This window comes from Rhodococcus sp. JS3073, assembly GCF_026810085.1.
Taxonomy (GTDB): Bacteria; Actinomycetota; Actinomycetes; order Mycobacteriales; family Mycobacteriaceae; genus Rhodococcus_F; species Rhodococcus_F wratislaviensis.
This window is the reverse complement of record NZ_CP113951.1, coordinates 5,105,815-5,130,995: the sequence shown is the minus strand read 5'-3', so window position 1 is coordinate 5,130,995 and position 25,181 is coordinate 5,105,815. Positions and strand designations below refer to the sequence as shown.

23 protein-coding genes and 1 pseudogene are annotated in these 25,181 nt (G+C 64.3%); 10 read left to right on the top strand and 14 right to left on the bottom strand.

All coding sequences use genetic code 11. The features are described 5' to 3' along the window. Position 1: 1 nt before the first annotated feature. From OYT95_RS23160 to OYT95_RS23130, 6 genes and pseudogenes are all read left to right on the top strand, one after another. Positions 2-1,093: an NAD(P)H-dependent flavin oxidoreductase gene (locus OYT95_RS23160; protein WP_128640985.1), complete on the top strand. Its 1,092-nt coding sequence runs from the start codon at positions 2-4 to the stop codon at positions 1,091-1,093. 96 nt (positions 1,094-1,189) lie between these two features. Further along, positions 1,190-1,669: a MaoC family dehydratase gene (locus tag OYT95_RS23155; protein ID WP_128640984.1), complete on the top strand. Its 480-nt coding sequence runs from the start codon at positions 1,190-1,192 to the stop codon at positions 1,667-1,669. Next, positions 1,606-2,675: pseudogene (locus OYT95_RS44710) on the top strand (AMP-binding protein). Before OYT95_RS23155 ends, OYT95_RS44710 begins: the two are co-directional and overlap by 64 nt. Then, positions 2,648-3,133, top strand: coding sequence for an AMP-binding protein (locus OYT95_RS23140; protein ID WP_268748103.1), 486 nt, complete (start codon positions 2,648-2,650; stop codon positions 3,131-3,133). Before OYT95_RS44710 ends, OYT95_RS23140 begins: the two are co-directional and overlap by 28 nt. Next, entirely contained in the window at positions 3,130-3,546 is a 417-nt protein-coding gene (locus OYT95_RS23135; RefSeq protein ID WP_268789204.1) for an AMP-binding enzyme, read from the top strand. The genes OYT95_RS23140 and OYT95_RS23135 overlap by 4 nt, the downstream gene beginning before the upstream one ends. Positions 3,547-3,695: 149 nt before the next feature. Next, entirely contained in the window at positions 3,696-4,586 is an 891-nt protein-coding gene (locus OYT95_RS23130) for an HpcH/HpaI aldolase/citrate lyase family protein (RefSeq protein WP_268789203.1), read from the top strand. Between the two features lie 77 nt (positions 4,587-4,663). On the opposite strand, the gene OYT95_RS23125 is transcribed toward OYT95_RS23130, so the two are convergent. From OYT95_RS23125 to OYT95_RS23070, 13 genes are all read right to left on the bottom strand, one after another. Then, on the bottom strand, positions 4,664-5,422 hold the full coding sequence (locus OYT95_RS23125; RefSeq protein WP_128640983.1) for an SDR family NAD(P)-dependent oxidoreductase: 759 nt from the start codon (positions 5,420-5,422) through the stop codon (positions 4,664-4,666). Between the two features lie 40 nt (positions 5,423-5,462). Beyond that, on the bottom strand, positions 5,463-6,719 hold the full coding sequence (locus tag OYT95_RS23120; protein WP_128640982.1) for a CaiB/BaiF CoA transferase family protein: 1,257 nt from the start codon (positions 6,717-6,719) through the stop codon (positions 5,463-5,465). Then, the gene (locus OYT95_RS23115; protein WP_268789202.1) at positions 6,712-8,217 is read right to left on the bottom strand and encodes an aldehyde dehydrogenase; all 1,506 of its coding nucleotides are present in this window, start codon (positions 8,215-8,217) and stop codon (positions 6,712-6,714) included. The genes OYT95_RS23120 and OYT95_RS23115 overlap by 8 nt, the downstream gene beginning before the upstream one ends. 56 nt (positions 8,218-8,273) lie before the next feature. Beyond that, the gene (locus tag OYT95_RS23110) at positions 8,274-9,413 is read right to left on the bottom strand and encodes an NDMA-dependent alcohol dehydrogenase (RefSeq protein WP_128640980.1); all 1,140 of its coding nucleotides are present in this window, start codon (positions 9,411-9,413) and stop codon (positions 8,274-8,276) included. A gap of 86 nt (positions 9,414-9,499) precedes the next feature. After that, positions 9,500-10,021: a cupin domain-containing protein gene (locus OYT95_RS23105; protein WP_128970075.1), complete on the bottom strand. Its 522-nt coding sequence runs from the start codon at positions 10,019-10,021 to the stop codon at positions 9,500-9,502. A 324-nt stretch (positions 10,022-10,345) separates the two neighbouring features. After that, entirely contained in the window at positions 10,346-10,651 is a 306-nt protein-coding gene (locus OYT95_RS44705) for a zinc-binding dehydrogenase (protein WP_442972521.1), read from the bottom strand. Between the two features lie 171 nt (positions 10,652-10,822). Continuing rightward, a complete protein-coding gene (locus OYT95_RS23100; RefSeq protein ID WP_128640979.1) occupies positions 10,823-11,272 on the bottom strand; it encodes a nuclear transport factor 2 family protein in 450 nt (149 codons plus the stop codon). A 66-nt stretch (positions 11,273-11,338) separates the two neighbouring features. Continuing rightward, positions 11,339-12,682, bottom strand: a complete 1,344-nt coding sequence (locus OYT95_RS23095) for an SLC13 family permease (RefSeq protein WP_268789201.1) — start codon at positions 12,680-12,682, stop codon at positions 11,339-11,341. A gap of 166 nt (positions 12,683-12,848) precedes the next feature. Beyond that, positions 12,849-14,246, bottom strand: a complete 1,398-nt coding sequence (locus tag OYT95_RS23090; RefSeq protein WP_268789200.1) for an MmgE/PrpD family protein — start codon at positions 14,244-14,246, stop codon at positions 12,849-12,851. 54 nt (positions 14,247-14,300) lie between these two features. After that, entirely contained in the window at positions 14,301-15,074 is a 774-nt protein-coding gene (locus tag OYT95_RS23085) for an N-acyl homoserine lactonase family protein (protein WP_235214626.1), read from the bottom strand. A 49-nt stretch (positions 15,075-15,123) separates the two neighbouring features. Then, positions 15,124-16,590 carry an aldehyde dehydrogenase gene (locus tag OYT95_RS23080; protein ID WP_200887779.1) on the bottom strand — a complete coding sequence of 489 codons (1,467 nt, stop codon included), beginning with the start codon at positions 16,588-16,590 and terminating at the stop codon, positions 15,124-15,126. A 376-nt stretch (positions 16,591-16,966) separates the two neighbouring features. Then, entirely contained in the window at positions 16,967-17,863 is an 897-nt protein-coding gene (locus tag OYT95_RS23075) for a LysR family transcriptional regulator (RefSeq protein ID WP_128640975.1), read from the bottom strand. An 83-nt stretch (positions 17,864-17,946) separates the two neighbouring features. Then, on the bottom strand, positions 17,947-18,876 hold the full coding sequence (locus OYT95_RS23070) for a LysR family transcriptional regulator (protein ID WP_128640974.1): 930 nt from the start codon (positions 18,874-18,876) through the stop codon (positions 17,947-17,949). A gap of 213 nt (positions 18,877-19,089) precedes the next feature. Between OYT95_RS23070 and OYT95_RS23065 the strand changes: the two genes are divergently transcribed. Both OYT95_RS23065 and OYT95_RS23060 read left to right on the top strand, forming a co-directional pair. Next, positions 19,090-20,448, top strand: a complete 1,359-nt coding sequence (locus OYT95_RS23065) for an MFS transporter (protein WP_128640973.1) — start codon at positions 19,090-19,092, stop codon at positions 20,446-20,448. Positions 20,449-20,583: 135 nt separating this feature from the next. Then, on the top strand, positions 20,584-21,270 hold the full coding sequence (locus OYT95_RS23060) for an IclR family transcriptional regulator (RefSeq protein WP_268789199.1): 687 nt from the start codon (positions 20,584-20,586) through the stop codon (positions 21,268-21,270). 10 nt (positions 21,271-21,280) lie between these two features. On the opposite strand, the gene OYT95_RS23055 is transcribed toward OYT95_RS23060, so the two are convergent. After that, a complete protein-coding gene (locus OYT95_RS23055; protein WP_268789198.1) occupies positions 21,281-22,150 on the bottom strand; it encodes an acyl-CoA thioesterase domain-containing protein in 870 nt (289 codons plus the stop codon). A 225-nt stretch (positions 22,151-22,375) separates the two neighbouring features. On the opposite strand from OYT95_RS23055, the gene OYT95_RS23050 reads away from it, so the two are divergent. Both OYT95_RS23050 and OYT95_RS23045 read left to right on the top strand, forming a co-directional pair. After that, positions 22,376-24,064, top strand: a complete 1,689-nt coding sequence (locus OYT95_RS23050; RefSeq protein ID WP_268789197.1) for an aldehyde dehydrogenase — start codon at positions 22,376-22,378, stop codon at positions 24,062-24,064. 5 nt (positions 24,065-24,069) lie between these two features. After that, the gene (locus OYT95_RS23045; RefSeq protein ID WP_128640970.1) at positions 24,070-25,083 is read left to right on the top strand and encodes a zinc-dependent alcohol dehydrogenase family protein; all 1,014 of its coding nucleotides are present in this window, start codon (positions 24,070-24,072) and stop codon (positions 25,081-25,083) included. Positions 25,084-25,181: the final 98 nt, after the last annotated feature.

The window sequence follows — 25,181 nt, the reverse complement described above, 5'->3', positions numbered from 1 at the left end:
CGTGACCACCCTACGGACCCCGCTCTGCGACCTGCTCAACATCGACGTGCCGATCATGCAGGCCGGCATGGGCTTGATCGCCTACGCCGACCTCGCCGCCGCCGCTGCGAACGCCGGCGGGCTCGGCTGCCTCGGCGGCATCGACATGTCCGTCGCAGAGGTCGACAGCAACATCAAACGGTTCCGCGAACTGAGCGACAAGCCATTGGCCCTCGACCTCGGATTCCCCGAGAACGCGCCCTCCGCGCGAACCGACGTCGCACTGCCGAACCCGCTGCCCCAGCCCATCCGGCAACTCCGCGCCGAACTCGAGGAGATGGGAATCGCGGTCCGCGACGACGTCCCGGACCAGGCCATCAGCCGCGACGACAACCTCGAGAAGCTCGACATCGCCCTGGACCAGGGAGTCGAGATCATCGTATGCGGCCTCGGCACCCCCGTCGACGTCGTCGAGAAGTGCCACTCTCGGGGAGCGACGGTGATGAGCATCGTCGGCACCGCACGCGCCGCCCGGAAGGTGATCAACAACGGCACTGACGTGGTGATCATCCAGGGCACCGAGGGCGGTGGTCACTCCGGTGACGTCGGTACCCTCGTCCTGCTCGCCGAGGTACTCGACTTCGCCACCGTCCCCGTGGTCGCTGCCGGAGGCATCGCGACCGGATCGCAGATTGCCGGGGCCCTCGTCACCGGCGCCGACGGCGTGTGGATCGGAACCCGGTTCATCGCGACCGCCGAAGCGGGATGCCAGGACGTCTACAAGGAAGCTGTCGTCGAGGCTGGACCGAACTCGACGCTGCGCACCCCCCGATTCGACGGACTCCACGTCCGCCAGCTCCGTAACCGATTCACGGACGTCTGGGACGGACACGAGAACGAGATGCAGCCCTACCCCGTGCAGCGGATGCTCACCATCCCGATCCGCGACGCCGCGGCGAAGAACTCGGTGAAAAGCCACATGAACCTCGCCGCTGGGCAGGCCGTCGGACTGATCAACGACCTGCCCAGCGCCGGCGACGTCGTCCGACGCCTCACCGAGGACACCGTCACCGCACTCGAGCTCGCTGCCAAACGCATCCACACCTCCAACTGAGTTGAATTCGCGAAACCACCGATCCATCACTGAATTCGACGTCCCGGTCATTGAGGCCGGGCCGGACGATCTGTCGACGACGAAAGGACTCATGCCATGCCCGGTCTGTATTTCGAGGAGTTCGAACCCGGTGCGGTCATCGATCACCCGACCCGCCGCACTGTCACCGAGACCGACAACCTGCTGTTCAGCACGATGACGTTGAACCTGGCGCCGCTGCATCTCGATGCCGAGTACAGCAAGAACTCCATGTGGGGACAGCGGCTGGTCAACAGCCTGTTCATCCTCGGGCTGGTTTCCGGTATCTCCGTCCCGGAGACCACACAAGGAACCACACTCGGCAATCTGGGCTTCGAGGAAATCAAATTCCCCAAGCCCGTCTTCCACGGGGACACGATCCACGTGCGCACCGAGATCGTCGGCAAGCGGGAATCGAAGAGCCGCAACGATGCCGGGATCGTCTTCTTCCGCCACTTCGGCATCAACCAGCGCGACGAGATCGTCTGCGACGCATGCCGAACCGGCCTGATGTTCAAGCGGTCCGCGGTCGACACCGTTGCCGTCGCCGGCGCCTGAACCGCCGGCAGCAGAAGGACACGATGATGCGAGGCTTCGGAGTATTCGGGGCCAGTGACGAGCCGGCCTGGATTCCGGGCGCGCCAGCCCGCGACCGCAGTCGCCTGCTCACCGCGATGGGCACCTGGGGTTACGCACGAATCGAGGACCTGCACCGGGCATCGATCGACGATCCCGACTGGTTCTGGCGGGCCGTCGTCGACGATCTCGACATCACGTTCGACACCCCCTTCGACACCATACGGGACGTCACCGCCGGAATACCGTTCCCGCGGTGGTTCACCGGCGGCCGGATCAACGCCGCGACCCTGTGCGCCCATCGGCACGCCCACGGACCGCACGCGAACAAGCCGGCCGTCGTCTACGAGGGCGACGCAGGGCAACACCGGTCATTGACCTACGCCGAACTCGACACCGAGGTCCGCCGCTTCGCCGCGAACCTCACCGCCCTCGGTGTCGGACGGGGCGATCGGGTGGTGCTGTTCCTCCCGGTCACCCCGGAAGCGACGGTCGCGTTCCTGGCATGCGCGATGATCGGCGCCATCTCGGTGCCGGCCTTCACCGGATACGGGGCCGACGCACTCGCCGCCGCGTGCGGGACTCGGGAGCGGCCGTCGTCGTCACCGCCGACGGCACGACCCGCCGGGGAAAGACGATGCCGCTCAAACAGACCCTCGACGAGGCTCTGAACTCCGGTGCAGCGGTCGACCATGTCGTCGTGGTCCGTCACCTCGCGCACGGTGTGGACATGCGCAAGGGCCGCGACGTGTACTGGGACGAACTCGATCCGACCCCGGCGCCGGTGGGGACGGCACCGACGGAGTCGAACGATCCACTGACGATCGTCTACACCTCCGGGACCACCGGCAAACCCAAGGGCATCGTGCACTCCCACGCCGGACTGCTGGTCAAACGGCCGTCGACTTCGGCTACGGGTTCGACATCCACTCCGACGACGTCATCGCCTGGATCGCCGACATGGGGTGGGCACTGGGCCCACTTCTGATCCTCGGCGGCCTCCAACACGGCGCCACCATCGTGATGACCGAAGGCGTGCCCGACTATCCGACCGCGAACCGGTTGCGGGACATCGCCGGCCGCAACCACGTGACTCTGCAGGGCATCGCGCCGACGGCGGCCCGTGCGGTGATGGCGGACGGTGGCAGTGAGTTCGCGGGCATCGACAGCGTGCGGGCGTTCGCCTCCACCGGCGAGGCCTGGGACGAACCGACCTGGCGCTGGCTCTTCCACGAGGTCGGTGACTCACGACGGCCGATCGTCAACTTCAGCGGCGGCACCGAAATCGGGGGCGGCATGCTGATCAGCTACCCGATCCTGCCCATTGACCCGGCCGGGTTCAACGGCCCGCTGCTGGGGATGGACGTGGCGGTGTTCGACCTGACGGGCGGCCGGTCACCGGCGAGGTCGGAGAACTCACCGTCCTCAACACGTGGCCGGGGATGACCCACGCCTTCTTCCGCGACCGCGACCGGTACCTCGACACGTACTGGCGGCACTGGAACGACGTATGGCTGCGCGGCGACCTCGCCAGCGTCCACCAGTGTGGGACGTGGCGCGTGCACGGCCGCTCCGACGACACCGTCAAGGTATCCGGCCGTCGCGTCGGACCGGCGGAGATCGAGGCCGCGCTGCTGGAGGACCGCACCATCGCCGAGGCTGCCGCGATCGGCGCTCCCGATCCACAGCGCGGCCAACATGTCGTCGCCTTCGTCGTGCTCCGCGCCGACGCGGTCGACCACGAGCACCTCACCGCCACCGCGGTACAGAACGTCGGGCGGTCCTTCGCACCGGTCCTGCATGTGGTTCCGACGTTGCCGAAGACCAAGAACGGCAAGATCATGCGCCGCGCCATCTGATCCCGGTACCTCGGCCAGCAACAGGGCGATCTGTCGTCACTGGACCCGGCCACCCCCATCGACAGCATTCCCGTCATGCAGACCTAGAGGTTCGGCCGCCATCCGCAGCGGTGGTGCCGACTACACTGAACACGAGAGGAACACTTTTCATGAATCCCTACCGGAGCATGCTCTTCGTACCCGGTCACAAGCCGTCGTGGGCCGAGAAGGCTGTCGCCGCCGGAGCCGATGCGATCATTCTCGATCTGGAGGACTCCGTCCCCGCCGCCGACAAGGACGAGGCACGGCAGACGGTCCGCGAGACGATCGACCGCCTGCGCGCGCAGAATGTCCGCGCCGACATCTGGGTTCGGACCAACAGCGTCGACAGTGGCCTGTTCGGCGCTGACATCGAACGGGTTCTCGGGCCCGGTCTGGCCGGACTGCTTCTTCCGAAAGTCTTTGACGCCAAGGAGATCGTGCAGATCGATGCCGTGGTCTCACACGTCGAGAAACGCGAGGGGCTCGATTCGGGTTCGGTGGGCCTGATCGTCAGTTTCGAGACCGCGGTCTCGATGGCGCACTGCGAAGATCTCGCCGTGGCGAGCCCTCGTGTGTCGAGCCTGCTGGGGGCCACCGGCCCCAACGCCGACGTCGGACGCGAACTGGGGTTCGAGTTCACCCCTGAGGGACTGGAGACCCTGTATCTGCGCAGCCGCATCATTCTGGCAGCACGCGCAGCGGGACTGCATCACCCGGTCTGCGGCGTGTGGCAGGACATGAAGGACCTGGACGGGTTCCGGCGTTTCGCCGAGGACAACCGCCGGCTCGGCTACAAGGGCATCGTCCTCATCCACCCCTCGCACGTGGAGATCGCAAACGAGGTCTTCACACCCTCACCGGAGAAGGTCGACTTCTACCGGCGGATGATCGCCGCTTTCGAAGATGCGGAGGCCCGGGGCAGCGCCGCGGTCGACTTCGAGGGCCAGCACATCGACCTGGCCCACGCGAAGACGGCCCGCAGTGTCATCAACCTCGCCGAGGCCATCGGCGTCGGCTGAGCCACCCGCGTGGTACCTCCCCCAGCATTCGTCGGGGATCCCGGCGAACGCTGGGGGAGGGCGGCCTCGAAGCATCGTCAGATCGTGGTGTATCCACCGTCGATCACGAATTCCTGACCGGTGATATACGACGACTCGTCACTCGCGAGGAAAAGCACGAGTTCGGCGACCTCCTCCGGCCGACCGACCCGCCCCAACGGCACCGCCGCGAGAAGCTGCGGCAGCACCTCCTCGTCCGAGACCAGGTAGTCACTCTGCGGGGTGTGAATGATCCCGGGGTGCACCGAGTTGACCCGGATGTTGCGCTTGGCCAGATCAGCTGCGGCACTCTTGGTCAGCAATCGGTTGGCGCCCTTGGACGCCGAGTAACCTGGGTGAAGATTCGGCCACACGATCATGCCGGCGATCGAGGACATGTTGACGATCGATCCTCCGCCCTGGGCCTCGAGGTGCGGCAGAACGGTTTTAATCCCGTAGAACTGGCCGTAGACGTTCAGCTCCATCAGGCGCTTGAAGTCATCGATTGTCGCCTCCTCCCAGGTTTTGGGAGTCCCCGGGAGGCCCGCGTTGTTCACCAGGATGTTCAGCTTGCCGTACGTGTCGATTGTATTCTGGACGACGGCATTCCAGTGTTCGGGTTTCGTGACATCCAATTCGATGCCGATCGCCGAGCCGCCCTGATCGGTGATCCGGGTCGCGACCTCCACCGCAAGGTCCTTTCGAATATCCGTGACGACGACGCTGGCCCCCTCCCGCGCGAACACGTGCGCGTCGGCAGCACCCATGCCCGATGCCGCACCGGTGATCAGTGCGACCTTGTCTCTCAACCTGTCCACGATCGAAGCCCTTCCGCTAGTTCAATTGTCTTGGGTCACTTCAGATGACCCTTTTCGCCCTGAGCCCGGCCAGATCGTCCTCGGTCAATCCGGCCAGCTCGATCAACACCTCATCGGTATCGGCTCCGAGCAGATGCGCTGAACGCCCCACACTGACGTCGGCATCGGACATGTGGATGGGCACTCCCCCGGCGACAGCATCGAGTGTGCCGGCCGTCGGGTGCACGAGCGGTTCCAGCACTCCCCTGTCGAACAACGCCTGATCCGCGAGTACCTCGACCGCCGTGCGAACCGGTACGCACGGAACGGACCGCCGTGCTCCCAACTCGGCGATCACGTCATCCGTGCTGTGCTGCGATGTCCAGTCCTCGATGATCACGTTCAATGCATCAGCGTTGACCGCGCGGGGACCGCGGCCCGCAAATCGCGGGTCGTCCATGAGCTCCGGCTGTCCGATCGCGTCGAAGATCGCAGCCATCCACGCATCGGAAGCTGCGGCGATCGACACGTGGCCGTCACGCGTGCGATAGATACCGAACGGCGCCAGACGGTTGTGATGATTTCCCGAGCGCGCTTCGAAACCGTTGCGCTGTAACACATCGGAGTGCTCGAACGGCAAGAGCGCACTCATGCACTCCAGCATCGACACTGTCACATGCTGGCCTTCGCCGGTGACCCGACGTTGCAGCAACGCCGATTGCACTCCGATAACCGCGTAGAGCGGGGCCAACATGTCGGATATGGGCAGTCCGAATCGCATCGGCGGGCCATCACTGCACCCGGTGGTATCCATGACTCCGCTCAATGCCTGAACGGTGATGTCCATCGCCTTGACACCGGGGTAATAGCTCGGCCGCCCCAGGCCACTGAGCGAGCAGTAGATCAATTTCGGGTTGATGGCGCGCAATGTGTCATAGTCGACCTCCAGTCGTTCGACCACTCCCTCGCTCAAGTTCTCGAACACGATGTCGGCATGTTCGGTCATCTTGTAGAAGATCTCGCGCCCCTCCGCAGATTTGAGGTCGAGTTCGACAGACTTCTTCCCACGGGCTCGGGACAATATCGACAGAGAAATGTCGTCGTCTCCCACGGTGCCGAAATGAAGCCCGCCATCGGAGTTCGAGAACGGGGGATTGAAGCGCGCAATATCACTCCCTCCGGGAGATTCGATCTTGATGACTTCGGCCCCCATCGCAGCCAACAGCAGAGTCCCGTAAGGCCCTGCCAGCGCCACGGTGAGGTCCAGGACTCGGAGGCCCTCGAGGGGGCGGCGTTGTGCCGCAACGTTGTCAGGCAACGTCCGCTCCAGTGTTGACGCTCTGTCTGGTCGTGAGGAGTGAATCGGCCAGGTCAGTGGAGATACCGAAGGACTTCAGCTCCACGTACTCGTCGAATCCTTCGGGCCCGGCCTCCCGGCCGATCCCGCTGCATTTGAAGCCCCCGATCGGTGCCCCGAATCCGGCTACCTTTCCATTCACCTCGACTGTCCCCGTCCGGATACGCCGAGCCACCTTCAGTGCGTGTTCGGCGTCGGCGGAGAACACCGAACCGTTGAGACCGTACGTCGAATTGTTGGCTGTGGCGATCGCCTGATCCTCGTCCTGCGCGGTCAGCACGGACAGCACCGGGCCGAAAATCTCCTCCTGCGCGATGATCATCTCGGGGTCGACGTCACTGAAGACCGTCGGCTCGACAAACCATCCATGGTCGAGCCCCGACGGCCGGCCACCGCCCACGACGAGCTTGGCTCCTTGGTGACGACCGGACTCGATATACCGCTCGACCCGCTCGCGCTGCCGTGCACTGACCAGCGGGCCGATTTGGGTATCGGGGTCGGCGGGATCGCCGACAGGCATGTCCGCGATCATCGCGGTGAGTCGGTCGAGCAACTCCGCCTTGCGGTTCGGCGAGACGACGAGTCGAGTCTTGTTGTTGCACGCCTGACCGTTGTAGCGGAGCGAGAGCGCGCGAACCGAATCGATCACCACATCCAGATCGGCGTCGTCGAGAACCAGTGCTGCCGACTTCCCACCGAGTTCCAGACTGACCCGCCGCAGGTCCCTGCCGCAGATCTCGGCGATGCGGCGGCCGGCCCCGGTCGACCCGGTGAAGGAGACCTTGTCGACCCTCGGGTGGCTGACCAGATACTCGCTTGCGCTGCGCTCCGCAGGGACGATGTTCACCACCCCGGGCGGCAGCCCGGCCAGGTCGAGCGCCTCGGCAAGCACATACGAATCGAGCGGCGCCTCCGGTGACGGCTTCAGTACCGCCGTGCAACCGGAGATCAGAGCAGGCGCAAGTTTCAAGACGGCGATGACCAACGGCGAGTTCCACGGCACCACGGCAGCGACCACACCGACAGGCTCTCGGGTCACCAGCGCGTCAGCCACTGCGCCGCGACGCACCTCGCTCCACGGATGGTCGGCGGCCAAGGTCAGGAACGTGTCGAGCAGCGCAGTCGCTCCCGGCGCCTGCATGGCTCGCGATTGGGTGATCGTGCACCCCATCTCCTCGGTGATCAAGTCTGCCAACAGATCATGGCGCTCGAGGAGGGCATCACGTAGCCGCTCGACCGCTTCCAGTCGCCCGGCCAGGGGCAGGTGGGGCCACGGTCCATTGTCGAATGCCTCTCGCGCCGCAGCGACCGCTCGGTCCATATCGACATCGTTGCCCGACGGCACCTCCGCGACGACACGTTCGGTGAACGGCGAGATCACCGTGAGAGTGTCCGAGGACGCCGGATCGACCCACCGGCCGCCGATGTAGAGCCTCTGGTAATTGCCTTGCCACGTCATTGCAGTTTCCTTCGCGACCGATAGTCGATGGGATTTCGGGTCGGGCCGACAACGCACTAGTGGTCGTGGAGAATCACTCCGCGGATGATTTTGCCGTCGATCATGTCCTGGTAACCCTGGTTGACGTCTTCGAGGCGATACGTCTTCGTGCGCAATTCGTCGAGTTTCAGCTTGCCCGCGTCATACAGGCGCAACAGCTTGACGATGTCGTAGTGAGGGTTGAGTGTTCCGAACATTGATCCTTTGATGGTCTTCTCGTACTTGGTCAACACCGCACCCGAGACGTGGATCGTAAGTTCCTCTGGCGCACCGAGGCCTGTCACAACAACGGTTCCGCCCTTGCCGACGATATCGAAGGCATCCTGAATCACCCTCTCGTGGACCACACCGACCGTCACCAGAGCTTGATCCGCTCCCTGACCCCACGTGAGTTCGTTCACCTTTTCGGCTGCCTCCTCGGGGGTGGCGAACGCGTGGGTCGCGCCGAACTCGAGAGCGATCTTCCGCTTGAGCTCTACTGGGTCGACCACCACCAGGTACTTGGCACCGGCGTACGCCGCACCCTGCACCGCATTGATGCCGATGCCACCGATGCCGTACACGACGACAGTGTCGCCGACGCGTACCGAACCGGCCGAGGTCGCCGTGCCCCACCCGGTCGGGACTCCGCAACCCACCAGCACAGCCGACTCCAGGGGAAGCCAGTCGTCGATCTTGACAACCGACTGCTGCATCACTGTTGCGTACCGCGAGAAGGTGCCAAGCATGGCGATACTGCCGTAGGCACGGCCGTCGTCGTCGTGGTATCGGAACTCACCGTCGGGGAAGGTTCCGTCCATGGAATGAGCGCCCCAGTCGCACAGACTCGTGCGGCCGGTGGCGCAGTACCGGCAGGCGCCGCACGCGGGCATGAAGCTGCACACCACATGATCACCAGGTTTGACGCGCGTGACACCGGGCCCAACGGACTCGACGATGCCGGCGCCCTCGTGTCCGACGACAATCGGCTTGCGACCGGCGAGGATAGGCGGTTTACCGTCCTTGACCCCGTCGATCATGTGGAAATCAGAATGGCAGAGACCGGATGCGACGAACTTGATCTGGACCTCGCCCTGGCCAGGATCCATGACATTCAGTGTTCGTAGTTCGAACTCGGTGCTGCCCTGATCGACAACTGCGGCGAGCGTCTTCTTCATGGACTCTTCCTTCGGTACTTCATGTTTCGACAGTCCCCACTGCTGGGACGCCGGAAGGCGGGGTGAGTGGACCGGGGTGATCAGGACTACGTGCGCTCGGCCGCGATGTAGATGTAGACCATCGTCGCAACCTTGCCGCTGCGGTTGCGCCAGGCATGGCGAGTGCCGCGTTGGACGACACAGGTTCCCGGAGTGATCCGCCGCTCCTCGCCGTCGTCGAGTTCCAGGTACAGCTCACCCTCGAGGCAGATTCCGTAGTCGATGCTGTCGGTGACATGCATCCCGGGATCGTCGCTTTCGAACACGCCGCCGATTCCGCCCGGCTGCTCTTCCTCGGCCCTGGCCAGCGCGTCCGCATCACCCGTGGGCGCTTCAGGCGGGAATTGGACGATCATGAATCGCGAACCGCCGGGCTTGGGGAAGAACGGCTCGAATTCCGGTGCCGGGTTGTCGCCCGCACCGACTCGCGGGATACCCGCGGGCGTGCCCCACATGTTGAGAAAGTCGATGTCCAGCACGGTCTCCAGCTCGACTGGCCCCTCCGATTCGAAGACAGATTTTCCATCGGCGGTGCGATCGGTCACGATTCGCTTGAATTCAAAGGTCACGCTGATTCTCCTTGCTTCCCGAAGAGGCACTCGGCACGCAAACGGGGTGCTGATCGATCCACTCCGCTGGCCGGCTTCGAGACATCCGAGGCGGATGGCTCCGATCACATCAACCCGAGACTGTGGCCCAGCACACGGTGACGTGGTAATTTTCTAACACCGTTCAGAAATTAAGGCAAGGCTTTCGGCGAAACCTACACACTCCACCCGCGGCGATGAGACGGTCCGGCGCCGGGTATCAAGACCGAACCGGAGCCGGTGATCCCACGGGATGGAGGTGCAACGATGGTCACCACCCGGGGGCAGCGACAGAAATACTGAGCGTCAAACAATTCGACGACAATGGCGACGTTGAAGTCGCGCAATGCTCGACTGCGACCCGCGAGTGCCCTCGCGGAATTCGTGGTGCTCGGCGGCCAATTCGCCTACCGCCGTTGTGGTCGCGTCGGGTGTGCTCGGACGTTGACCAACCCAGACAAACGTGAGGACGATCTTCCCCCGGGACTGGTTGCTGCGCAGTCGATCAGCGGCCTTCTTGGCCTGATCGAACGAAAGAACACTGTCGACGGCGGGACGAACCCGTCCGTCTGCCACAGCGGGGACGACGTCGGGCGTCAGGGCCGGAATCATAGGGGCCGGGTTCCCCTGCCCCGGCTGAACCCGAACGACTGACGAGTCTGCCCTAAACGCGGCGTGGTGGGGGCGATCGGAGAAGGTCTGTCCACCGTGGCGCCCTGCTCGCGGGCTCGGACGTGCCTGACCGGTGGTGCGGAGGCCGGTCCCCGCTAGCCTCGCAGCGACCTATGCGTTCGTGGCGAAGATCGGGCTGGTGGAGACGAACGGGCTGAACTCCATCCGGCGCGTCCTCCATTCGCCCTCTCGCCGGACGAATTCCAACGCATAGCCACCCGACAGCAGTTGGTTGACGCCGTCGTCGGTGAGCCGGAAGTAGAAGACGTCGGTCTTCGCGGTCGCGGTGTAACCGTCGATGTCGATTACCGGATTGGTGATGTGGTGGTGGCATTTGGGCACCTGATCCCATACCTTGTGCACCAGTGCGCGGATTCCGTCGATCCCGTGGCCCTCACCTCGGGGTAGTACATAGTCCGCGTCGTCGGACCAGATGCTCATGAACGTCTCTTCGTCCTGCTTGTCGATGCCGTGGCAGTACTTCGACATCAACATCTTGATTTCTTCGATGTCGATCACCCACTGGATTTTCTCCTGCGGGGTACCTGCTTGTTCCTTCATGTCGTTCCTTCTCTTTGGATTCGTCGGTTCGGGTAACTGCACACAACACCAACCTGCGCAATCAAGCTAGACAGAGGTGGGCACGACAACGAGCGCCCACACGATGAGCGGAGCGAAGAGCACGACGACTCCACAGTAGGCAAGCATTTTTCGCTGGAATCGAATCTTGTCCTCGACTTCTGCATTCGCCAGAATCATGACTCCGTGCAGGGAGAAGGGACTCACGTCGACAACAGTCGCCGAGAAGACGATTGCGGCGACGAAGCCCAGGACGCCCACCTCACCGCCGAGAAGCAACGGCATCGCGAGCGGCAACGCGATGCCGATCGTCGCCGTCGACGACGCGAACGCCGACAGGATGCCGACCGCGTAGCAGAGGATCAGCGCAGTGAACAGTGGAGCTACTGCGTCGGAGACAGTGTTGCCCAGGAAGTCCAACGTTCCATTCTGAGTCAGAACCGCCATGTAGGTGAGCATTCCGCAGACGAGGACAACCGCCGGCCACGCCACGTTGTCCACGATCTTCGGGTGCGACTTGGGCGCCATCAGCAGCAAGGCGGCACTCACACAGATTGAACTGACACCGATGTCGATTCCGAACCCGACCGAACCTACGGCAAGGAAGAGGATTCCGACCAGGGTCGTGCCCTGGTACCGGTCCAGCCGGGGACGCGCGGGTGCTGTCTCGACGACAGTGCCGGTCGTGCTCCGACTCAACACTGCCGTCGATACACCCGAGCCGTCGGATGCGGGAGACGAAAGTCTCCCCGCCTCGATCCCGCCGATCGGTCCATCCGAGGCTGTTACGTCGTCGCCACGAATGAGGTCACGACCGAAGACCAGGAAGAGCACCACACCGATCGCCAGATTCAGCACGAACGGCACCAGGAAGATGACACCCGGATTTGTCGGCAGGCCAACAGACTTCATGATTCCGGTGACGAGCGCGCCGTACAGATTGATCGGAGAGAATACACAGGCCAGCCCCCCGTGAGTGATCATCATGCCCATCAGGAAGGGGTTGATGCGGTTTCTGGCGGCAAGGGGCATCGCGATCGGTGCGAGCATTCCCACCGCCAGGACGGCCCCCATCGACATGAGCAGACCGGATAGTGCGAACAACATCCACACGATGGCCCAGTGTCTGCCGCGGACGAGGTGCAGACATCTGTCCATGATGTAGTCGAGGGTGCCGTTTGCCTTCGCGATGGCAAACAAAAGGGTGATGCCGCCGACGATGTGGAAAGTTCCCGCGGGGAAGGCGTCGACGACGTCCTCGATAGGGATGTCGGAAACCCAGGCACCCACGATGAATGCCGCGGCGAACGCGAGGATGCCCATGTTGACCGGCGTGACGGTGGCGACCGTGAAGATCGCCGCCAGGACGAGAACGGAAATTGCGTAGATCATACCCAGTCCTTCCAGGACCATGTGGTGGAGCACCGAGCCCGCATCAAGAAATCATGTTCTACAGCAAGGTTTCTCGGTGGAGACATCTGTGTCTCCGGCAGGCCCCCGGACACGGTGCCAGTGCTCAGCTGCGTGCCTCGCTGCCGCCGAATGGTGCCGGCGCCGGCTACCGTGAAACCAGGGCCTTGGCCAGCTCGACGCCGCCGTTGGCGTCGTCCCAGATCACGGCCGCCAGTTCGTCCCCGGTCGGAAAGTTGCCCTGAGATGCGAGCCCGTCGCCCTTGGCGATGATCTGCTCCTTGGTCATGGGGTGTTGCGCCGTGCCGACGCTGTCGACCACCGTCGCCGACCTGGTGCTGCCGTCGGTGAAACGCATGCGCACGCCGCTCGCGAAGTGCTGTGGGTAGTACTTCTCCTCGAGGTCGGGATCGACCTCGAACCGGACCTTGCCGGCGATCCGCAGGATGCGTTCATCGTCGAGGAAGTCCTCGCCATAGGCGTCGTATCGGGTGGGTCCGTAGGCGAGCGTGGCGCCGACGATGTACGGGCAGCTGTACTGTGCCGTCATCGTGGACTCGGCCTTGGTCATGTGCTGGTCGGCGATGAGCTGGGGCCCGGTGACGAGAACCTCCTCGATGCTGTCGGTGGAGGCGCTGAAGTCGTCGGTCACCTCCCGCAAGGCGTCGATCGTCGAGTGGAACAGCCGGCAGCACGAATATGGCTTGAAGCTGATCACGTGAATCTGCAGCTTTTCGTCCGGCGTGACGTCGCGTAGTGGTCCGCCGAAGCTGGCGGCGGCGCCGTAGGTTCCCTCGACCGACAGTTGCGGTGCCGTCACATCGGGCAGCATCGCGAAGTCTGCTGCGAGTACACCGTTGCGGGCGCCCAGTCCGGCGTGCACGCGTTTGACCTCGCCCCCGGTCGGCTCGACCGAGAACTGCATCGAGCCACTGGCTTGGGAGAGGGCATGCCCCCAGGCGGTCACGAGGACGCCCGGATCGACGGGCTGCTTGTTCCGGTACGCCCGAAGGCTCAACACCGCCGCCGCAGCACCGAACGATCCGAATACGGAGGTGGGGTGGAATCCGCGGTGAACCGTCTCCAACCCGCCGGCAGTCGTGCCGATCAGCGCCATGGCTTCGTAGCCGGCGGCGACTGCGCGGAACAGTTCCGACTGCGACGCGTTCGTCTCCGCGGCGACGGCAAGCGCTGCCGGAATGATCACGCAACCCGGGTGGCTCGTCGTCACGTCATGCGTGTCGTCGAGTTCGTAGCTGTGCCCCGCGGTGCCGTGGACCAGAGCAGCGGTGGACGCCTCGGTGGTCCAGTCACCGCCGAGCACGACACTGTTTCCGGTGCCCGCAAACCTGCGCGACCACTCGGCGATCTGCTTGGCCGCGGGACGAGTGCTCCCCCACAGCGAGACGACGAAACTGTCGAGGAACAGCCGTCGGACCGCTTCGACGTCCTCTGCGGTCAATGACGAGTTCGCCACGTGGGCGACGTGATCCGCCAGTCGCGCTGTGAGACCGGCGAATCCGGACTCATCCTTGCTCTTGTTCATTACTCTCTCTCACTACTACGCCTCCGAGACGAAGAATTGGCTGGTGCGGCGTCGTCACTTGTAACCGCCTTCGACCTTGCCGAGCCGTTGCCAGTCGTCCGGGTCGTGCAACACCCAGATCTCGGCCTGCAGGCTCGCGCTGATCTGCTTGATCCGCTGGATGGATTGCACGGTCTGAATCGCATTGACGTCCACCGGGCACGGGCATTCCGATTCCAGACCGGAGCGGAGATGGACCGAGTCGCCGGTGATCAGGAACGACCGCGACGGGAGCTTGACCAATAGACTGACCTCGCCGGGGGTATGCCCCGGGGTCTGGTAGATGACGAGGCTCCCGTCGCCGAACAGGTCGTAGTCCTCACGCAGCGGATTCCACTTGAACGACCGTGTCAGCTCGAGATCCTGCGTCCGGTAGAAGCCGCGGTAGGGCGGGTCCGGCCAGAATGCGTAGCGCAGATCCACTTCCGACATGTAGAACTCGGCGTCCGGGAAGAGGTACATGCCTCCGGTGTGGTCGAAGTGGGAGTGGGAGATGACGACGTGAGTGATGTCGGAGAGCTCGAACCCGCACTTCTGGATCTGCAGTTCCAGGGTGTTCTCCGGCGGGCAGTCGAGGGCGAACACATCGACCAGGTCGCCGTACACCGAGCGGGGGTCGTTCCACGCCTCCGGGGCCAGGCCGGTGTCGAAGAGGACCAGGCCGCGATCGTGCTCGATGAGGAAAGTCGGAATCGGGACCGAGAGCGGTCCGTGGTGGCCCATGGTGATCAAGCCACTGTCGAGGGTGATGGATGCTCCGGCCAGGGGCCAGAGTCGATTTGCCGTCATGGACATAACCTTTCGAGGTTGCGGGACAAGGGAGTGGGCGACGGCCATGTCAGCCGAGGGTGTCGGCGACCTCCGCGGAGATGCCGTAGGACTTCAGCTCGACGAACGCGTCGAATCCTTCGAGGCCGGCCTCGCGGCCGATACCGCTGTGTTTGAATCCACCGAACGGGGCGTGGAAGCCGGCGCTGTTCCCGTTGATCTCGACGGTGCCAGTCTGGATCCGGCGGGCGACCGCGAGTGCGTGGTCGGGATCCGCGCCGTAGACGGCACCGCTGAGCCCGTACGCCGAGTCGTTCGCGACGGCGATCGCCTCTTCTTCGTCGTCGACGACGAGCACGCCCACGACCGGACCGAAAATTTCCTCCTGCGCGATCTTCATGTCGGGGGTGACGTTGGTGAACAGCGTCGGTTCGACGAACATGCCGCGCTGGAACTCGGCGGTCCTGCCACCGCCGACGACGACGGTTGCGCCTTCCTCCCGACCCGCGGTGATGTAGCCTTCGACGCGCTCGCGATGTTGCAGACTCACCAGGGGGCCGATCTCCGTCGACTCGCCGAAGGGATCACCCACGCGGAGATCCTCGACCATTGCCGCCAACCGGTCGGTCAGGTCCTTCACACGACGCCGCGACACGATGATCCGCGTCTTGTTCGTGCATGCCTGACCGTTATAGCGGAACGACTGCGTCCGGAGGGACTGCACCGCACCATCGAGGTCGGCGTCGTCGAGGACGATCGCGGCGGACTTCCCGCCCAGTTCGAGTGTGTAGCGCCGGAGGTCGTTGCCACACAACGACGCTATGCGTCGACCGGCGACAGTCGAACCGGTGAACGACACCTTGTTCACGCCGGGGTGGGTGACGAGGTATTCACTCTCCGCCCGGTCTGCGGTGACGATGTTCACCACGCCGGCCGGGAAGCCCGCGGCCTGAACCATTTCCGCGAGAAGGTAGGAGCTCAGCGGAGCCTCGGGGGACGGCTTCAGGATGACAGTGCAGCCCGCCAGTAGGGCGGGAACGAGCTTGAGCATCGCGACCGACAGTGGTGCGTTCCACGGGACAACTGCCGCGACCACTCCGATCGGCACGCGGGTGACGAGCGCGTTGCCGGTGTTCGAGCGGCGCACGGTCCGCCACGGGTACTGCTCGACGAGCTCGAGGTTGGTATCGATCAACGCAATGGCGGCGCCGGACTGGGATGCGACCGTCTGCGTGATCGGACAGCCCATCTCTTCCGTGATCAACGCCGCGATCGATTCACGATTCTCGGTGATCGCTTTGCCGAATCTGCGGACCACATCCATCCGCTCCGACAGGCTCATGCGCGGCCACGGACCGCTGTCGAACGCCTCGCGCGCAGCACCTACCGCGCGGTCGACGTCCGCCCGCGAACCGGCGGGAATCCGAGCGAGCGCCTGTTCCGTAAACGGCGACACGACCCCAATAGTGTCATCGGTGGCGGGTTCGACCCACTCCCCACCGATGAACAAGCTCGTGTAGTTGCCCTGCCACACCATGAGGAAACTCCTGCCAATTCTTGGATTGAAGACGAATGCACTATCCGCCACGCGGCCTGGCAGCCCGGCAAGGCGACCGACCACACCGTCCGAGAGACGACGAGACGGTGCAACCATCACTCGCCGCCACGTCTTGCCACCCACCGACGATGAGGAAGTGCCCGGGCTTCGCTTGCCGCACTGTGATTCACCTTCAGCCGTCGGAGACTTTCGCACGGCGATCAGGTTCAACTCACAGACCCGATCTGTTGTGACCTACGCCTCCACAACTATCGAACGGCTGATCACGACAGTCAATTGGCAATTCGGCAAGGTCACTTCGCGGGCGTCGAAGTGTGCAGCTCAGAGCATGGCTCCCCGACGCTGCGGCGGACATCTACTCTGCGGACGTCTGCGGGACCTGTCTGACCAGGCACCCGAGGAAAGCGGCGACCGTCGGGGCACCCAACGTCCGCGTCGTCGTGGCGACATTGATGCGCCGCACCGCCCAACTCTCGTCGAGCGGCCGCACCAGCATCTCGGAGTCTGCTGCCTGGGTAGCCATTCTCTGCGGGACGACCGTGGCTCCCAGGCCTGCCCGGACCATGCCGAGCGCCACCTCACCCGTGCGCACCACATGTCGGAGATCGCGGGCTTCTGCTCCGTGAGCCTGGAAAATCATCACCGTCGTGTGTGTTGCGATCAGCCCCTCGGTGGCAAGTTCGCCGAATCTCACGGAACTCCGATGTGCGAGACGGTGTTCTCGTGGCAGTACGGCTACGAGAGGCTCGCTGCCGAGGAGTTCCATCTCGGCGGCGGCGCACTGCGGTTCGCCGACGCTGGCGAACACACCGATATCGCAGTCCCCGGCTTCGATCTGGCGAATCACTTCGCTGTTGTCCACCTCGCGCAGCGACAGCTCGACGAACGGACGCTCGTTGATGAACATTCGGACCGCTGGCGCCAGGAGATCGATGATCACCGAGTGCGCCGCGGCGACCACCAGCCGATCCTCCACCTGCGCGGTGAGGGTGGTCAGTTCCGAGTGCAGATCGTCGAAGTCGGCGAGCATTTTCTGCGCGTATCGGACCAGGACCGCACCCGCCTCGGTTGGCGCCACGCCCGTTCGTGCCCGGTGCAGGAGGGGGAGGCCGAACATGGCTTCGAGAGCCTGAATTCGCTTCGTGGCTGTCGACGGGGCGATATGCTCCCGCGCTGCAGCGAGCCCTATCTGACGTTCTTCGACGGCCGAAAGAAAGAGCCTCAGGCTGAAAAGGTCGACCTGCCACTGCATGGTTGGAGCATAATACCGATCAGTCGGATCACCCGGTCCACGTCGCGCACGCTCGGGAAACCCCCGGTTCGCTCAGGACGAATTCACGCGTCGGACTCGTCGTGCGGGCGGTCGAGCAGCTGCTTGACCAGTGCGCGCGCCGCGGGGCTCGGGCCTCGCCCGTGTGCGGTGGCGAGGTGGATCCTGCGCACCGCCCACGGCTCGGCGAATTCCATCACCGCCACACGGCTCGTCATTTCGTGGCTGAGCAGGCACTCCGGCTGAACAGTGACACCCATTCCCGCCTGTACGAGACTGATCGCGACTTCTCCGCTCCGTACGGAGTGCTTGGAATCGAATTGCTCGCCCAGCCGGTTCGCCGCTGCCCGGAACGCGGGGACCATCGCGCGTGCCGCGAACAGGTTTTCGGGCAGCAGTTCCTGAAACGTCACAGCCGACTGCTCGGTGAGCCGGTGGCCCAGCGGCACCACAGCGACCAGCCGGTCTCGCCGGTAGGGCGTGACGTCGACGCCGTCGAGATCGAGTTCGTGTGCGGCGGCGAATACCCCGAGGTCCGCTTCGCCGCGCGCGACTTGTTGAACGATCTCGGCGTTCTCGGTCTCGCGCACGGCCAGGTCGACGAGTGGGTATTCACGGGTGTACTCGCCCAGCTCTCGCGCCAGGAACGGAACGATGATCGATCGGGCCGAGACGATCGTCAGGTCCCCCTGCACGCCTTCGGTCAACGACGCTATCTCTGATCGCATCTCCTCGAGGCTGCCGAAGATCGAGCGAACGTGTCGTTCGAGGACCGCACCGGCGGGGCTGGGGACCACCCCCTTGGGGCCACGATCGAGAAGCTTGATGCCGGCGATGTCCTCCAAGACCTGGATGCGCTTGGTTGCCGTGGATGCGGCGATGTTCTCCCTGATCGCGGCCAGTCCGATCTGCTGCTCTTCGATCGCGGAAAGAAACAGTCGCAACGTGAACAGATCGACCTGTCGAATCAGATGAAGTCTGTTGAACATAGCCATACCGCCCTCACGATCTTCGAAACGCGCACTCGGCCACGCCAATCGAGCCGTGCCTTCGCGGCCGGGACCGCAAGCGACAACTTCTGGAACAGGGTTGACGTGGCCTAGCTCACTCCCTAGTGTTCCAGATCATACCATCGTAGTTACGAATGCCATGTTCATATATATGAACATAGACAGTTCTCATTCGAAGCAAGAGAAGAGGCTCGACCAGTGACCCATCCACCGGAATCGCTCCACAACGCCCCCAATCCGCCCCGTCGGAAGCCCAAGAACGTCGGTCCCGCAGTAGTAGTCGGCACAGCGCTCGAGCTGTTCGACTTCTACCTCTACGCATCGATGGCCGCGCTGGTGTTCGGCCCGCTCTTCTTTCCCTCGGAGAACTCCACGGTCAGCACTCTCGCCGCGTTCTCCACATTCGCGGTCGGGTTCCTGGCCCGCCCGCTCGGTGGAATCGTGTTCGGCATCCTCGGCGACAAGATCGGTCGCAAGGCCGTTCTGTCGTTCAATCTCCTGCTGATGGGTCTGGCCAGCGGCTGCATCGGCCTGATCCCGTCGTACGAGACGATCGGGATTGCCGCACCCGTGCTGCTGGTTCTGTTCCGCATCGTCCAGGGACTCGGTGCCGGCGCCGAATTCGGCAGCGCGATCGCGATGTCCTACGAGCACGCCGACGCGAAGTCGCGCGGACGGCAGGGCGCGTGGCCGGCCATGGGAGTGAGCGTCGGCCTTCTGGCGTCGTCTCTGGCGGTCGCCGCTGTGACGAGCCTCGACAAAGCTGACCTCTACAGCTGGGGCTGGCGGATCCCGTTCCTGGCCAGCTTCGTCCTCGTTGCTCTGGGCTACTGGATGCGGCGGAACCTGCCCGAGACCCCCGACTTCGAAAAGGTCGCGGCCCAAGCTCAGACCCGCAAGAAGGCGCAGCCGTTCCGTAACCTGCTGAAGAACCACTGGCGTGGTTTGACCGTCGTCGCCGTGTCCACCATCGGCCTCAATGGCATCAGCTACATCTTCAAGACGTTCTCGCTGTCCTATCTCTCCGAGTTCCGCGACGTCGCCGCCAACGTCGGCGCGTTCGGCATCAGCCTGGCCAGTGCCGTCGCGCTCGTGACCATCCCCATAGCCGGACGGCTCTGCGACAGCGCCGGGACACGCCGGATCATGCTGATCGGCGCCGGGTGTGTGGCTGGGCTGGCGTTCCCCTTCTTCTGGCTCCTGAACACCGACCGGCCGGTCTACATCTGGCTCGCACTCATCCTCACCGTCGGCATCGTCCAGCCCACCCTGCTCGCGGCTTCCGGGTCCTTCCTCGCCCGGCAGTTCCCACCCGAAGTCCGCGCCTCGGGCCTCGGCGCCGGACGGGAAGTCAGCGGTGCCCTCGCCGGTGGCCTCGCTCCGCTTGCGGCACTGACCATGGTCACCCTCTCCCCGACCCACTCCACCTGGGGCGTCTCCCTGATCTTCATCGTCGGCGCGATACTCATCGCGGGCGCTGCACTCGGTGACCAGTGCCGCACCATCAGCATCAGCAATCACACCAGTGCCGCCGAAAGCGCTCCGGCCGCCCGGTGACTCGGCTGGGGCACTGCCCGGCGTGGCAGTGCCCCAGCCACCTGTAGTCTGAGTCGATCGGTGATCGAGAAGAGGGAGAGCCACGTGCCGCCGGTCCCTGGTGAGGCGAAAGAGCATCGCACGGTCTCGCGTGTCATGACGATCCTCGAGCTCGTTTCCCGGAGCGCGAACGGGCTCTCACTCGCCCAGCTCGCCGCGGCGCTGGACGCCCCCCGGTCGTCGGTGCACTACATCGTGAAGGGCTTGGTCGCCACCGGATACCTCACCGAGAACGGTTCCTACACCCTGGGCCCCGCCGTCGGCACCCTCCTCGCGGCGCACACCCCTCAGGTGGACCGGGTAGCGCGGGAGAGCATGGAGTCCTTGCACAGCCGCTTCGACGAGACGGTCACACTCTGCGTGCGAATCGGGGAATCCGTCGTGAACATCGACATCATCGAGTCGACGCAGCCGATTCGGTTCTCGCCCGCACTCCACGTCCGGCGCCCGCTCTTCCCGTCGACCGCAGGCAAATGCTTCCTGGCCTACAGCGATCAGCGGTTCCGCGACGCCTATCTCGACACCCACATCGAGGAGCCCGAGAAGCGCCGACGGGCACACGAGGAACTCGGGCGCATCACACGTGACGGAATCGCGTTCGCGAGTAAAGAGGTGACACCCGACCTCGGCGGCGTGGCCGCCCCGGTCTTCCACGGCGAGAAGCACGTTGCGGTCCTGACCGTCGCCGGGCCGCGAACACGGATCGACCTCCGACTCGAGGAGATCGCCGACGCCGCGATCACCGAGGCACGCCACGTCGCAGAGCGCCTGACGGCACAGTAGCGGCGGAAGCCTAGGTCGCAGCACCCGATTTCGGCTGCGACCGCGCGTCGTCGCCGTGTCCGAACATCCGCAGGTCGACGGCTCGCCGGGCGTTACCGACCGCGGAGACGGTGACCGAACCGACCACTCCTACCCGGTCGAACACCAGCCCCGTGCCGACGGAGATGCCGTGCTGCTCGGAGCGGTCCAGTGCAGCCAGTCCGAGTTCGAGACCTTCCGGCAGACGCGCGAGCGCAAGAGTCACATCGGCATTGATGTACTCCAATCCCGAACTGCCCAAATTACTTACGACATTCGCGGCATCCGCGACACTCGCGGCCATCTGGAACGCGGTCAGCGGTTCGCCCTCGACCACCGGGATCGCAAACTGCCAGATCTGCTTGCGATCACCGTTCTGCGGAGCGTCGGCAGGCGGTGTCCAGCCTGCACTCTCGCTGTAGTACAGCCTTTCGGCGCCGCCCGCGGACCGCCGGCAGTCCTCATGGGGCGGCTGCGGGCTGTTGCCCGAAGCCCACACGATCCCCTCCGGTGTCGAGGTGGGACTCAGATACAGCGCGCTGGCCCGTGCGACCGCTTCCCCGTCCTGGGTCAGCACCGCGTCGACGAGGCACAGGCGGCGTCCTTCGCGAACAACGGTGGTGGACGTGAAGGACGGCTTCATCCCCGCGGGACGGAAGAGGTCGAGCGTCCACCGAACCGGTTGGAGGTCCTGACGCCCGAGTTCCTCCACAGTCTTCTCGGTAGCACGAGCAAGAGCCCCGCTGACGGCCATGCCGCGCATGTGCTCACTGCCCCAGCCACTTCCGGCGGGCGATTGGGGCAAGTATTCCTCGGACTGCACATCGCGACCGGGCGCCAAGCGAAAGAAGGCGGACGTCATCCTCGATTCTCCTCTTCTTCGTTTTCGAATCGGAACGATCTCATCGCATATTACGGACCGTGACAGTGTCACGACGAAAGGGATCTACAGAAGCGCCGGCTCCCACTGTCGGCCGTCGATGACGAGTGCCTTTGACGGCGGAATCCGATACCACGACGGACTTTCCGATACGGCAGAGGCAATGACGACGCGGCGTGCTTCATGAGTCACGCGCTTCTCCCTACCGTGGCCGGTTCCGCACATAGAACTCTTTCGCAGATTATCCTCGGTGCGAAACCGCGTCAATTTCGTATTTTCGAATCATCTAGTTCCCGGGAGCGAAGCGTCTTTTTTTCCATTTTACGAACTGGCGATTTCTTCCAGAGAAACCGCAGTTCACAGTTGACGCCAAGTCATTTCACGGCGTACATGTTGCGTATGCCACAAACGGAATTGCGCGTTTTCGACAAGCTCTATATCGGTGGTGAATGGGTCGACCCCATCGACGGCGTCATCGTCGAGAGTATCGACCCAGCATCGGGAAAGCCGTGGGCGGCGGTCGCGATGGGGGGTGCGGGTGACATCGACCGTGCCGTCTCGGCAGCGGCCGAGGCGTTCGCCGGCCCGTGGCGCCGCACCCCCGGTCACGAGCGCGCAGCGTTACTGCGACGGTTCGCCCAGCTTTTCGAGGAAGCGATTCCCGAATTGGTGGAACTCGAGTCCCACGATACGGGCGCCCTGAAGTCCGACCTGCGCGGGAGTCTGGCTGCACAAGTGCAGTGGTACTACTGGTTCGCCTCGCTCGCCGACAAGACCCAAGGTCGCACGATACCGATGGACGACACGGTGCACGCCTTCACCACCATGGTGCCGATCGGTGTGGTGGGTGCAATCGTGCCCTGGAACGCGCCGTTGCTGACCACGTGCATGAAGATCGGTCCTGCCCTCGCTGCAGGTTGTACGGTCGTCGTCAAGCCTGCCGAACAGACTCCGGTGTCCGCACTCGTCCTGGCGCAACTCGCGGAGAAGGCGGGGTTTCCACCGGGTGTCCTCAACGTCGTCCCCGGTTACGGGCGCACGGCCGGTGCGCGCCTGGTCGCTCACCCCGACGTCGGCAAGGTCTCGTTCACCGGCTCGACCGACACCGGCCGGCGGATGGTGGTCGACGGCACCGACAACCTCAAGCGATTCACCTTCGAGCTGGGCGGCAAGGCGCCGCACATCATCTTCGGCGACGCCGACGTCGATCAGGCGCTCAATGCGGCCACCGCCTCGGCGTGGCGGTTGTGCGGGCAGAGCTGCGCGCTCGGGTCGAGGGTGCTGGTAGAGCGATCGATATACGACCGTGCCGTGGACACCTTCCGCACCCGGGCCGCCCAGGTACGTGTCGGCATTCCGGCCGACGAGACCGCACGCATGGGACCCCAGGCGCACGAAGAGCAACTCAACAAAACCCTGTCGTACGTGAAGATCGGCCGGGACGACGGCGCCGAACTGGTCGCCGGAGGCGAACGGATCCTCACCGACGAACTGGCACCCGGTTACTTCGTTCAGCCGACCGTTTTCGCCAACGTCTCCAACGACATGCGGGTGGCGCGTGAAGAGATTTTCGGCCCGGTGGTGGCACTGATCCCGTTCGACGACGAAGAAGAGGCCATCGCCATCGCCAATGACACCGCGTACGGGCTGACCGCGGGACTGTGGACGGGCAATATCGGTCGCGCGCATCGGGTCTCGAACCAGATCGAAGCCGGATCGGTATGGGTCAACACCTACTCGTTCGTGCGGTGGTCACTTCCCTACGGCGGCTTCAAGGCCAGCGGTTGGGGCCGGGAGAACGGCATCGACGCCCTCACCCCGTACATGGAGACCCGTACGACGGTCATCGGCCTCACCGCGCAATTCCCAAACTATTTCGAGAACACGGAGGATTGATCGCGATGCGTGCAATTGCCTTTCCGGGCGACGACACCACTGCCATCAGAGAGTTCGACGACCCTGTACCGGGGCCCGGCGAGGTCGTCGTCCGGGTCCGAGCCTCGGGCATGTGCGGAAGCGACCTCCTGTTCCGTCGGGGCGCGATAGCTGTCGGAACCGACATCATCCAGGGCCACGAACCGTGCGGGGACGTCCACGCCGTCGGTGACGGTGTGACGCCGATGATGGCGCGCGTCGGCGATCGAGTGATGATCCATCACTATTGGGGCTGCGATGCGTGTCCCGCCTGCCGCTCCGGCTGGCCGCAGATGTGCGAGCGCGAACCATCGAAGGTCATGGGAATCTCCGCGAACGGTGGGCACGCCCCATTCCTCAAAGTGCCTGCCCGCACTCTCCTGCCGCTTCCGGACACCTTGAGCTACAAGGCCGGGGCAGCGATCGGGTGCGGAACCGGCACGGCGTGGGGTGGCCTGCAACGGCTCGGCAATGTCGCAGGGGAAACGATCGTGGTATTCGGCCAAGGCCCCGTCGGTCTGTCGGGCACGATGCTCGCGTCGGCGCTGGGTGCGACGGTAATTGCCGTGGACATCGATGACAACCGCCTACAGCGCGCCAAGAGTTTCGGTGCGGCCTCGACTGTGAATTCGCGGTCCTCAAATGTGGTCGAAGCGATCGCCGACATGACGGGTGGACGCGGCGCACCGCTGATTCTGGAGACTTCCGGAAAAGCCAACGACGATGCTCTCGCAGTACTCGCTCCCTGGGGCCGCGCATGCTTCCTCGGCCTGCCCGGGCATATCGAGTTCGACGTGCAGGCTCACTACAAGAAGCAATGGACGTTGATGACGTCGTGGACGATGTCCACGATCGAGCAATTGCGGTGCGCCGAGTTCATCGCCGCACGGAATCTCCCCATCGACGACATCTACACCCACACCTGGTCCCTGGATCAGGGTGTGGAGGCGTACGAATGGTTCGCGCAGCAGAGCGACGGCAAGGGTGTCTTCGAGTTCTAGCGTTCAGATCGCCCGGCCGCCGGAGTGCCCTCGGCAGTGGCGCTGACCATTCACTGATCCATCCCGAACGGGTAACGGGGCGGACGCGCGTCGCGCAT

Coding starts and splice junctions, on each gene's coding strand:
- OYT95_RS23080 (WP_200887779.1), bottom strand. CDS start 16,590: ATGGTGTGGCAGGGCAACTACACGAGCTTGTTCATCGGTGGGGAGTGG.
- OYT95_RS23045 (WP_128640970.1), top strand. CDS start 24,070: ATGCGTGCAATTGCCTTTCCGGGCGACGACACCACTGCCATCAGAGAG.
- OYT95_RS23115 (WP_268789202.1), bottom strand. CDS start 8,217: ATGACGTGGCAAGGCAATTACCAGAGGCTCTACATCGGCGGCCGGTGG.
- OYT95_RS23100 (WP_128640979.1), bottom strand. CDS start 11,272: ATGAAGGAACAAGCAGGTACCCCGCAGGAGAAAATCCAGTGGGTGATC.
- OYT95_RS23060 (WP_268789199.1), top strand. CDS start 20,584: ATGACGATCCTCGAGCTCGTTTCCCGGAGCGCGAACGGGCTCTCACTC.
- OYT95_RS44705 (WP_442972521.1), bottom strand. CDS start 10,651: ATGATTCCGGCCCTGACGCCCGACGTCGTCCCCGCTGTGGCAGACGGA.
- OYT95_RS23055 (WP_268789198.1), bottom strand. CDS start 22,150: ATGACGTCCGCCTTCTTTCGCTTGGCGCCCGGTCGCGATGTGCAGTCC.
- OYT95_RS23110 (WP_128640980.1), bottom strand. CDS start 9,413: ATGAAGAAGACGCTCGCCGCAGTTGTCGATCAGGGCAGCACCGAGTTC.
- OYT95_RS23085 (WP_235214626.1), bottom strand. CDS start 15,074: ATGACGGCAAATCGACTCTGGCCCCTGGCCGGAGCATCCATCACCCTC.
- OYT95_RS23135 (WP_268789204.1), top strand. CDS start 3,130: ATGACCCACGCCTTCTTCCGCGACCGCGACCGGTACCTCGACACGTAC.
- OYT95_RS23075 (WP_128640975.1), bottom strand. CDS start 17,863: ATGCAGTGGCAGGTCGACCTTTTCAGCCTGAGGCTCTTTCTTTCGGCC.
- OYT95_RS23130 (WP_268789203.1), top strand. CDS start 3,696: ATGAATCCCTACCGGAGCATGCTCTTCGTACCCGGTCACAAGCCGTCG.
- OYT95_RS23070 (WP_128640974.1), bottom strand. CDS start 18,876: ATGGCTATGTTCAACAGACTTCATCTGATTCGACAGGTCGATCTGTTC.
- OYT95_RS23155 (WP_128640984.1), top strand. CDS start 1,190: ATGCCCGGTCTGTATTTCGAGGAGTTCGAACCCGGTGCGGTCATCGAT.
- OYT95_RS23090 (WP_268789200.1), bottom strand. CDS start 14,246: ATGAACAAGAGCAAGGATGAGTCCGGATTCGCCGGTCTCACAGCGCGA.
- OYT95_RS23140 (WP_268748103.1), top strand. CDS start 2,648: ATGGGGTGGGCACTGGGCCCACTTCTGATCCTCGGCGGCCTCCAACAC.
- OYT95_RS23095 (WP_268789201.1), bottom strand. CDS start 12,682: ATGATCTACGCAATTTCCGTTCTCGTCCTGGCGGCGATCTTCACGGTC.